We start from the raw sequence: 9935 nt of genomic DNA on the forward strand, positions 1-9935 counted from the left end.
ATCAATCCATCTCGAAGGATCACCCGATGACCGCCTCAACTATCGGCGATACGCCCATCAGAGCTAACCGATACACCACGTCCCAGGACGTAACCGGACATGAAAACCGCCAGCCGCCAGCGCACTGCCGCAGAAGCCTGAGCCGCCGCGCAGTCTTGCCCACGAAAACAGCCGGCCGCCAGCGCGACACGCGGGGCACAACCGAACTGCGTCCCCCTGCGAGGTCATCAACCCCTGCGCGAAGCCGTAAAAATCGCCTGCAAAACCACAGACAGTGATGATGGGAGTGGTGATGCTGCGGGCGGGCAAAAAGCCGAACCGAATCAGCCCCGAATCAGCCCCAAATCAGCCCCCATCCCCCCTCAACTGCACCGGCAAAGCCGCACAGTGCACCACATGCAACCGCGACACCGCACGAGTCAGCACCACATACAACCGCCGCAGCCCCCGCGGCTCGGCGGCAACGATCTCGGCCGGCTCCAGCACGAGCACCTGGTCGTACTCCAGCCCCTTCGCCAGCGTCGCCGGTACCACCACCAGCCGCGGCCCGACCGTCTCCGCCAGCAGCGACTCGACCAGCTCCGCCTCGGTCTCGGTCGCGCCCTCGATAGCCGGCGCAGCAGGCTCCGAGCCCAGCACCGTGTGCTCGACCCCCTCAGCCCTCAGCGCAGCAGCCACCTCGGCAACGCGCGCATCAGCAGCGATCAGCCCGACCGACCCCTCCTGCAGCGTCAACGCGAGCTCCGCCGCCGTGACCATGGTGCCGACGAGGTCCGCTTCGCTCGCGACCGCATCGATCTCCAACGCCCCGCCCTGCTGCCGCACCGAAGTCGGCGGCAGCAGCCCCGGAGCCGCATCGGGCAAGAGCTTCGCCGCGAAGTCGATAATCTGCCGCGGCACGCGGAACCCAAGCGTCAGCTCCTCAATCACCGCCTCCGGCTTCCCAAGATGCTTCAACGTCTCGGCCCACGAAGGCGTCGCCCACGGAGTAGTCCCCTGCGCGATATCCCCAAGCACCGTGACGCTCCCCGTTGAGCACCGCCGCCCAACAGCCCGGTACTGCATCGCCGACAGGTCCTGCGCCTCGTCAAGCACCACGTGCGCTAACGAAGGCAACCGATCGAGCTGATCGTGCGCCTCGTCGATGAGCACCGCGTCGGCACTCGACCACTTGGCGGTCCCCGCCGACCGCGGCACCTTCGGACGCGTCGCGGTCCACAGAATCGCCGCCTGCTCCTCAGCCGTGAGGATGCCCTCGGCAGCCGCCGCGAGCACTTCAGCGTCGGCGTAAAGCTCGAACACAACCTTCAGCGGATCAATAGCCGGCCAAAGCAGATCCACAGCCTTGCGCACCTCGCTAGTCCGCGCGACAGCATTCTGCGTCCGGTCGTCGGTAGTCTCCCCAGCGACCTCCATCCGGTACAGAATCGCGTGCGCGATGCGAGGCGCGAGCATCGCGCGCCCGGCCCCGTACCGAACATCGCGCTCCCTGGTGCCCTCGATCAGCTCGTCGATCTCGTACGCCGGTACCCGCCACCGCCGGGACCCGCGCACGATCATGATCCCGTCCGGCAGCGCTTCCCGAGCCGTGCGCAGCCGCGACCAAATGACGTTGTGCAGCACCCGCGCCATCCGCGCGTCGCCCTTGACCACCCCGGCTTCCGCAGGATCCTGAGCCGTGATCTTCACCCGGGCCACCAGGTCGTCGACCGTGGTCTGCCCGACCTCGATCTCGCCGAGCGCGGGCAGCACCTGCTCGATGTACTTCAGAAACTCCTTGTTCGGCCCGACGACCAGCGAGCCGCCCCGGCGCAGCCGGTCGCGGTGCGCGTAGAGAAGGAACGCAACGCGGTGCAGCCCGACCGCAGTCTTCCCGGTCCCGGGCGCCCCCTGCACGCAGACGCTGACGCTGACATCCGCACGGACGATCTCGTCCTGCTCCGGCTGGATGGTCGACACGATGTCGCGCATCGGCCCCGAACGCGGGCGCTCGATCTCGTCGGTCAGAATGCGGCTGGCGCCAGGCTGCCCGGCGGGCGCGATCGCACCGGAAGCCCCGCCCCCGGCGCCCCCGGCAGCCCCCGCGGAGTCGGACAGCGGCTCGTCCTCGTACCCAGTGATGGCCCCCTGCGCGAACCCGAACCGCCTTCGCCGATCCAGCCCCATCGGCACCTTCGGCGTCGCCCGGTAGAAGGCGGTCGAGACCGGCGCACGCCAGTCGATGACCATCGGCTCGCCGGTGGCGTCATGCACGTGCCGCCGCCCGATGTAGTAGTGCTCGCTGCGGAACTCGCCGGCGTCGGCGGTGTCGCCGTAGTCGAGGCGGCCGAAGAAGAGCGGGACGTTCGGATCGTCCATCAGCGCCTTGGCCCGGGCACGCAGGGCGGCGAGGAGGTTCTCCGTCGAGACGGCGTTGCCGCCCTGTGCCTTCAGGGTCAGCGCGTCTTCGCGCATCGCCTTCAGCGCGGCGCGGGACTCTTCGAGATGGGACTGCTCGCCGACCACGATCGGATCAGAGGCATCACTGGATTCGGGCATGCCGGACTCCTGAAGAAGTAGAGGAATGAACGCGCGCACGCCGGATCGGCGCCGATGCGCGTTGGAGGTTCTTCAGGCAGAGGTCCGCGCGGTTCGGTAAGAGTCAGAACCGCCGTACGTGCCGGGCAAGGCGCAGTAGCCTAGCACAAGGGCGGAGTGGGGGCGGCATCGTGAATTCTTGGCTGCTGACCGCCCCATGCGTCTCACTTGTCCCAGCGGTACGCGCGCTCAACCTTCGCGACATGCACCGCATAGTGCTGATACCACTTGTCCCGACCGTTGCCGCGGGTCTCAGCGTGCTCGGGATGCCGATACCACTGCCGGATCGACTCCTCATCGGAGAAGTACGCGACAGTGATCCCGAAACCGTTCGCGTCGCGCGTGGAGTCGGCGCCGAGGAAGCCCGGCTGCCGCGTCACCAGCTCGGCCATGCGCTCGGCGGCTTCGCCGTACCCGTCGTCGCCTTCCAGCCGCTGTGAGGCGAACACGACCATGTAGTACGGCGGCTCGGGTGTTTCCGCAGGGCGGGTGGACATCGGGACCCCCTCGGGCGACGCTCGGTGATGGAGCCCCAGTGTGGCAGAGATGATCAACTCGGGACGGGTCGCGCTACCCCAGCTGCTTGCGCCAGAGCGCGACCTTCTCCACATCCACCGGCGAATCCCAGGTCCCCGACACCCGCACCGCGGTCCCCACGTGGAACGCGTTCAGCCCGGCGTCGCGCAGCCCCGGCAGCGCCTCCCGCGTCAGCCCGCCGCCGACCAGCACCCGCGGGCCGTCGAGCTCGCGCTCGCGCTCGGCCTCGGCGCGCAGCACCTCGGCGCCGTCGCCGGAGGCCTTGAAGCCGCCGGAGGTCAGGACCGTGTCCAGGCCGGGCATCTTGCGGATCGCGTCGTACACCGCCGCGCGGTCGGGGGCGGCGTCGATCGCCTTGTGGAAGGTCCACTTCGCGCCGCCGAGGGCGTCCAGGACCGCGCGGACCGCCTCGACGTCGACCGTGCCGTCCGGATCGAGCCAGCCCAGCACGAACTCGTCGGCACCCGCCCGCCGCAGCGCCTCCGCCGCATGCACGAGCTCTGCCACACCCTGCACGCCACCGGCCGAGAAGCCGTCGCGGCGGCGGATCATCACCCGCAGCGGGACGTCCACGGCCGCCCGGATCGCCTCGAACGTCTCCAACGCCGGGTCGAAACCCGAGTACTCCATCGACGAGACCAGTTCCAGGCGGTCGGCACCGCCGGCGACCGCGGCACGGGCGTCGTCGGCGTCGACGGCGATGACTTCCAGCAGGGGCGTCGGATCAGACATAGGTGGCAGCCTGCCACGGATCGGTGATCGAGACGAACACCTGGCAGGGACGGGTTGTGTCGGGTTGCTAAGTCACCGCCGGTAACTCGTCCAACTCGGGATCGGGCTCCCGCCCGGGTGTCTTCAGATCCAGGAACTTGATCGCGAACGTGAAGAGCACGTAGTACACCACGAAGTAGATCGGCCCGATGATCAGGATCAGCCACGGCTTCGTCGCCTTCCCCCAGTTCAGCGCGAAGTCGATGAGGCCGGCGGAGAAGTTGAACCCGTCCTTGCACCCCAGCCCCCACATCAGCGACATCGAGATGCCGGTGAGGATCGCGTGGATCACGTACAGCACCGGCGCGACGAACATGAACGAGAACTCCAGCGGCTCGGTCACGCCGGTGACGAACGAGGTCAGCGCCGCCGAGATCAGGATCGAGCCGGCCACCTTGCGCTTGGTCGGCAGCGCCGAGCGCCACATGGCCAGGGCGGCGCCGGGCAGGCCGAACATCATGATCGGGAAGAAGCCGGTCATGAACAGGCCCGCGGTGGGGTCGCCGTTCAGGAAGCGGGCGATGTCGCCGTGGTGGGTGCCGGTGGCGTTGGTGTACGTGCCGAACTGGAACCAGGGGAAGGCGTTCAGGATGTGGTGCAGGCCGAAGGGGATCAGGGACCTGTTCAGGGCGCCGTAGATGAACAGGCCGATCGAGCTGTGGCGGGTGATCCAGGTCGACAGGTCGTTGATGCCCTGGCCGATCGGGGACCAGATCCAGCCCATCAGGACGCCCAGGAACAGGCAGGCCACGGCCGTGGCGATGGGCACGAAGCGCCGGCCGCCGAAGAACGCCAGCCAGGTGGGCAGCTTGATCCGGTAGTACCGCTGCCACAGCAGGGCGGCGATGATGCCGACCAGGATGCCGCCGAGCACCCCGGTCGGGTTCGGCAGGTTCAGGTCCAGGCCGAACTTCAGGCCGCCGGCCGGCACCGGGTCGTTCACGCCCTGGTCCGGGTTCTTGATCACCAGTCCGAGGACCTGGGACTTGAGGTGGGAGCCGGCGAACATCTGCATCGAGACGGCGTTGTAGACCAGGTAGCCGACGATGGCGGCGACCGCGGTGGTGCCGTCGGACTTCTTGGCGAAGCCGATGGCCACGCCGATGGCGAAGATCACCGGGAGGTTGTTCAGCAGCGAGTTGCCGCCGCTGGACATCACGGCCGCGACGTTCTTCAGGAACGTGTTGTGGAAGCGGCCGAGCATGTCGTCCTGCCCGAAGCGGACCAGAAGACCGGCGGCGGGAAGCGTGGCGATCGGCAGCATCAGGGACTTGCCGATGCGTTGCAGCACGGCGAAGGCCTTGCTCCCCCACCCCGGCTCCTTCGGGGCCGCCGCTGCGACTTCTGCGCTCATCAGGTGGTCCTCTCGGTGTGCCACGTAATGCCAAGCCCCGCTGTCGCGGGATGCGTGGTGAGCGCGCCCCGCCCGGTTACGGGTTGCGGACTATCGGACGCGCCGCCTGCGCGAGCGGCACCCAGAGCTGGTACCGGTCCGCGCGATAGGCAGACGTCGCATATTCCACTTGCACATCTTCTGCAAAAGAACGCCTCGCCATGACAAGGACTACGCCGTCAGAGCGAATACCGAGCAGTGGCGCGTCCTCCGCGGTGGTGGTCGCGGCCTCGATCGACTGTTCGCCCCAGGTGAGTACGATCCCGTATTCCTCGGCAAGGTACCGGTATAGCGACTCCGGGGCTCCCACCTCAACCAAACCCGGCACGATCCGCTCCGGCAGGTGCGTGCGCTCGATGGCCATCGGGATGCCGTCGGCGTAGCGGAGCCGCACCAGGCGGACCACCGGCTCGCCGGACTCCACCTCCAGGTGGCCGGCCAGGGCGCTGGAGGCGTGGATGCGTTCGAAGGACAGCGTGCGGGAGCTGGCGGTCATGCCGCGGCGGCGCATGTCCTCGGTGAAGCCGACCAGGCGGATCTGCACGTCCATCTTCGGCTGCGCGACGTAGGTGCCGCGGCCGAGCCGGCGCTCCAGGCGGCCGTCGGCGACGAGCGCGTTGATCGCCTGGCGCACCGTCATCCGGCTCAGGCCGTGCTGCTCGGCCAGATCGCGCTCGGACGGGATCGGCGAGCCGGGCTCCATCCCGTCCGCGATCATCCGCCCCAGCAGGTCCTTGAGCTGCAGGTGCTTGGGCACGGAGCTGGTCGGGTCGATGCCCGCGGCCTCATCGCTCATGTCACCGGACTAGACCACCGGGGCCACATCGGTGTCAACTGGTGCCAACCGCTCGCGCAGGCTGCACGCCGCCGTCGGCGCCCCGGCATCCACCGTGGCGGCCGCGGCGGCGACGGCGACCCCACAGACGGCGCAACCGGGCGATCGGCCATCAAGTCTTCAACTGTTTAGTGGGATAACGTCCGAGTTGTCAGCAACCCGGGCCCGCGGAACCGCGGGCCCGGCGCCAGTGAGGAGAGTTGCCGTGAACAAGGCCGAGCAGATCATCGCCGGACTGGGCGGCGCCGACAACATCGTCGAGCTGGAGCCCTGCATCACCCGGCTGCGCACCGAGGTGCGGGACGGGTCCAAGGTGAACGAGGCCGCGCTCAAGGCGGCCGGGGCGCACGGCGTGATGAAGGTCGGGAACAACGTGCAGGTGGTGGTCGGCCCGGAGGCGGACACCATCGCCAACGACATCGAGGACCTGATGTAGCCGCACCCGGCACGGCACCGGCCCCGCGCGTGCGCACCCATCGGCGACCAGCGCCCCGAGCACGACGAGCGAGCACCATGGACATCTCCATCTCCTCCCCGCTGACCGGCACCGCCATCGGCCTGGCCCAGGTCCCCGACCCGGTGTTCGCCGGATCCATGGTGGGCCCCGGCGCCGCGGTCGATCCCGAGCGCGCGCCGCAGGTCGCCGTGGCCCCGATCGCCGGCCGGCTGGTCAAGCTCAAGCCGCACGCCTTCGTGGTGCAGTCCGAGGACGGCCGCGGCGTGCTGGTCCACCTGGGCATCGACACGGTGAACCTGGACGGCGAGGGCTTCGAGCTGATCGCGGTCGAGGGCGACGTGCTGCACGCCGGGCAGCCGATCGTGACCTGGAACCCGGCCCTGGTCGAGGCCGGCGGCCTGTCCCCGGTGAGCCCGGTGATCGCGCTGGACGCCGAGTCCGCCGCCATCGACGCGATCGTCAACGGCGCGGTGGCCGCCGGCGACGAGCTGTTCCACTGGCGCTGACCCCCGCCCCCTCCCGAGAAGGACAGAAGGACCCTGATATGCCCGAGCGCACCGTGACCGTGGCCTGCAAGGTGGGGCTGCACGCCCGGCCCGCGGCCGTCTTCGTCAAGAAGGCCAAGGAGCTGCCGGTCCCGGTGACCGTGGCCAAGGACGGCGGGCGTCCGGTGAACGCCAAGTCGATGCTCGCCGTGATGTCGCTGGACGTGCGCGGCGGCGAGCGGGTGACGCTGGCCGCGGCCGACGGCGAGGGCGCGGCGGCGGCGGTGGACGAGCTGGCCGAGCTGTTGGAGACCGACCTCGATGGCTGACGGGGCACGCTCGGGACGCTCGACCGACTCGACCGGCGCGAGCGGCCCTCCCGGCGCGAACGGCTCCCCCGACGCCCCCGACTCCATCGAGTACGAGGGCGTCGGCGTCGGCACCGCCGCGGTCGCCGGACCGGTCGCCCGCATGGGCCGGCCCCTGCCGGAGCCCGCGGACGTACCGGCCACCGGCTCCGTCGGCGACGAGCGCGCCAAGGCCTTCGCCGCCCTGGCTGCGGTGGCGGCCGACCTGCGGGCCCGCGGCGCGGCGGCCGGCGGGGCCACCGCCGACGTTCTCGAAGCCCAGGCCATGATGGCGGAGGACCCGGAGCTGGAGGACGGCGTCCAGGCCCGCACCGACGCCGGCAAGACCGCCGCCCGGGCCATCCACGAGACCTTCGCCGAGTTCCACGCGACGCTGGCCGCCCTCGGCGACTACATGGCCGGCCGGGTCGCCGACCTCGACGACATCGCCGCCCGGGCGATCGCGGTCGCCTCCGGCGTGCCGATGCCGGGGCTGCCGCGGCGCACCGAGCCCTACGTGCTCCTCGCCGCCGACCTGGCCCCGGCCGACACCGCGCTGCTGGACCGGCGCCTGGTGCTGGCGCTGGTCACCGCCGAGGGCGGCCCGACCTCGCACACCGCGATCCTGGCCCGCGCCATGGGCATCCCGGCCGTGGTCGGCGCCGCCGGGGTGCTGGCGCTGGCCGACGACACGCCGGTGCTGGTGGACGCCGCGACCGGGACCGTGCTCGCGCGGCCGTCGACCGAGGCGATGGAGGCGGCGGTCGCACGCTCCTGCGCCGCGTCGGCCGCGGCGGCTGCGACCGGACCGGGCCGCACGTCCGACGGCACCGAGGTCAAGCTCCTGGCGAACATCGGCGGCGCGGACGACGTGCCGGCGGCGCTGGCGGCCGGGGCGGAGGGCGTGGGGCTGTTCCGGACCGAGCTCCTGTATCTGGACTCGGATCAGCCGCCGACGTTCGACGCGCAGGTCAAGGTCTACAAGGACGTGTTCGACGCGTTCCCGGAGGGCGCGCGGGTGGTGGTGCGGACCCTGGACGCCGGGGCCGACAAGCCGCTGCCGTTCGTTCCGCTGGGTGAGGAGCCGAACCCGGCGCTGGGCGTCCGCGGGCTGCGCGCGTTCCGGGCCTTCGACGGCCGCAACGAGGCGGTCCTGCGCACCCAGCTGCTGGCGATCCGGGAGGCGGCCGGGACCAGCGCGCCCGAGGTGTGGGTGATGGCGCCGATGGTCGACGAGGTGACCGAGGCCGAGTGGTTCTGCGAACTGGCGGCGGCCTGCGGCCTGGACGTGGCCGGCGGCCGGGTCGGGATCATGGTCGAGACCCCGGCGTCCGCACTGACCGCCGGTCCGATCCTGGCCGGCCGCACCGGCTTCGCCTCGATCGGCACCAACGACCTGACGCAGTACACGATGGCCGCCGACCGCATGCTCGGCGCGGTCGGGGCGTTGCAGGACCCGTGGCATCCGGCGGTGCTGAAGCTGGTCGGCGTGGCCGGGGCCGCGGGGCGGGCGGCGGACAAGCCGATCGGCGTGTGCGGGGAGGCGGCCGCCGATCCGCTGCTGGCGTGCGTGCTGGTCGGACTGGGTGTCCGGTCCCTGTCGATGGCGCCCTCGGCGATCGCGGACGTGCGGGCGGCGTTGGCGTCGCGGACGCTGCGGGACTGCGAGGCGAGGGCCGCGCGGGCCTGGGAAGCGGCCACCGCTCGGGACGCCCGGAAAGCCGCGGCGGCGTAGGCTGCGACCATGGCGCTGTCGCTTCACAACCGCTGGCTGGCCCTGGCCGGCATCACCCCGGAGAGCATCCGCCTGGGCGACGAGCTGGTCGCGCGATGGTCCGAGCCGCACCGCCGCTACCACACTCTGGACCACCTGGTCCGGGTCCTGGACGGAGTGGACGAGTTCGGCGGGTACGCGGACGACGTGGCGGCGGTGCGGTACGCGGCCTGGTTCCACGACGCGGTCTACGACGGCGGCACGGCGAGCGCCGACAACGAGGAGCTGAGCGCGCAGCTGGCCGAGAACGAGCTGCCGCCGCTGGGGATGCCCGACGTGCGGGTCGCGGAGGTGGCGCGGCTGGTTCGGCTGACGAAGGGGCACGCGGCGGCCGACGGCGACCGGAATGGCGCAGTACTCTGCGACGCCGATCTGGCAGTCCTCGGCGGCGACGTCAGCGCCTACCGCGCTTACGCGCACGCGATCCGGCAGGAGTACGCGGAGGTACCCGACGAGCTGTTCCGGCCGGGCCGCGCCGCGGTGCTGCGGGGGCTGCTGGAGCTGCCGAAGCTGTTCCGGACGCCGGTCGCGGTGGAGCGGTACGAGCATCGCGCGCGGGCGAATCTGGCTACTGAGATCGAGGAGCTTGAGGGCTAGCGGGCTTTCTTGGCTCCGTTTTTTGGGCGCTGCTGATCTGTGTGTGGGTGTTGGTGGCGGGTGGGGCTTGTTTGTGGGTTGACGGTCAAGGGCGTTTTTTGACGGCTTCGCGCGGGTTTAAGAAGGATCCGCTGGGTGGCGCAGTTCGGTGGTGTGCCTGGG

The 9935-nt window shown here is 70.6% G+C and carries 10 protein-coding genes; 5 read left to right on the top strand and 5 right to left on the bottom strand.

The annotated features are described in order from the left end of the window. Positions 1-345 precede the first annotated feature (345 nt). The 5 genes from ABH935_RS50520 to ABH935_RS50540 all read right to left on the bottom strand — a co-directional run bounded on the left by ABH935_RS50520 (position 346) and on the right by ABH935_RS50540 (position 6074). On the bottom strand, positions 346-2538 hold the full coding sequence (locus ABH935_RS50520; RefSeq protein WP_370385180.1) for an AAA family ATPase: 2193 nt from the start codon (positions 2536-2538) through the stop codon (positions 346-348). A gap of 203 nt (positions 2539-2741) precedes the next feature. Then, the gene (locus tag ABH935_RS50525) at positions 2742-3074 is read right to left on the bottom strand and encodes an antibiotic biosynthesis monooxygenase (RefSeq protein ID WP_370385181.1); all 333 of its coding nucleotides are present in this window, start codon (positions 3072-3074) and stop codon (positions 2742-2744) included. Positions 3075-3147: 73 nt separating this feature from the next. Then, entirely contained in the window at positions 3148-3846 is a 699-nt protein-coding gene (locus tag ABH935_RS50530) for a copper homeostasis protein CutC (RefSeq protein WP_370385182.1), read from the bottom strand. 67 nt (positions 3847-3913) lie between these two features. After that, positions 3914-5242, bottom strand: coding sequence for a PTS transporter subunit EIIC (locus ABH935_RS50535; protein WP_370385188.1), 1329 nt, complete (start codon positions 5240-5242; stop codon positions 3914-3916). 73 nt (positions 5243-5315) lie between these two features. Further along, positions 5316-6074, bottom strand: a complete 759-nt coding sequence (locus ABH935_RS50540) for a GntR family transcriptional regulator (protein WP_370347662.1) — start codon at positions 6072-6074, stop codon at positions 5316-5318. Positions 6075-6318: 244 nt separating this feature from the next. Here ABH935_RS50540 and ABH935_RS50545 point away from each other — a divergent pair, with 244 nt between their 5' ends. The 5 genes from ABH935_RS50545 to ABH935_RS50565 all read left to right on the top strand — a co-directional run bounded on the left by ABH935_RS50545 (position 6319) and on the right by ABH935_RS50565 (position 9773). After that, positions 6319-6549, top strand: coding sequence for a glucose PTS transporter subunit EIIB (locus ABH935_RS50545; RefSeq protein ID WP_370385183.1), 231 nt, complete (start codon positions 6319-6321; stop codon positions 6547-6549). Between the two features lie 77 nt (positions 6550-6626). Continuing rightward, on the top strand, positions 6627-7076 hold the full coding sequence (locus ABH935_RS50550) for a PTS glucose transporter subunit IIA (RefSeq protein ID WP_370385184.1): 450 nt from the start codon (positions 6627-6629) through the stop codon (positions 7074-7076). Positions 7077-7114: 38 nt separating this feature from the next. Beyond that, positions 7115-7384, top strand: coding sequence for an HPr family phosphocarrier protein (locus ABH935_RS50555; protein ID WP_370385185.1), 270 nt, complete (start codon positions 7115-7117; stop codon positions 7382-7384). Next, complete coding sequence (gene ptsP / locus ABH935_RS50560; RefSeq protein ID WP_370385186.1) at positions 7377-9137, top strand: phosphoenolpyruvate--protein phosphotransferase; 1761 nt, start codon at positions 7377-7379, stop codon at positions 9135-9137. The genes ABH935_RS50555 and ptsP overlap by 8 nt, the downstream gene beginning before the upstream one ends. A 9-nt stretch (positions 9138-9146) precedes the next feature. Continuing rightward, positions 9147-9773 (top strand): metal-dependent phosphohydrolase, encoded by a 627-nt coding sequence (locus ABH935_RS50565; RefSeq protein ID WP_370385187.1) that lies wholly within the window; start codon positions 9147-9149, stop codon positions 9771-9773. Positions 9774-9935: the final 162 nt, after the last annotated feature.

It is taken from the genome of Catenulispora sp. GAS73, from assembly GCF_041262085.1.
GTDB lineage: Bacteria > Actinomycetota > Actinomycetes > Streptomycetales > Catenulisporaceae > Catenulispora.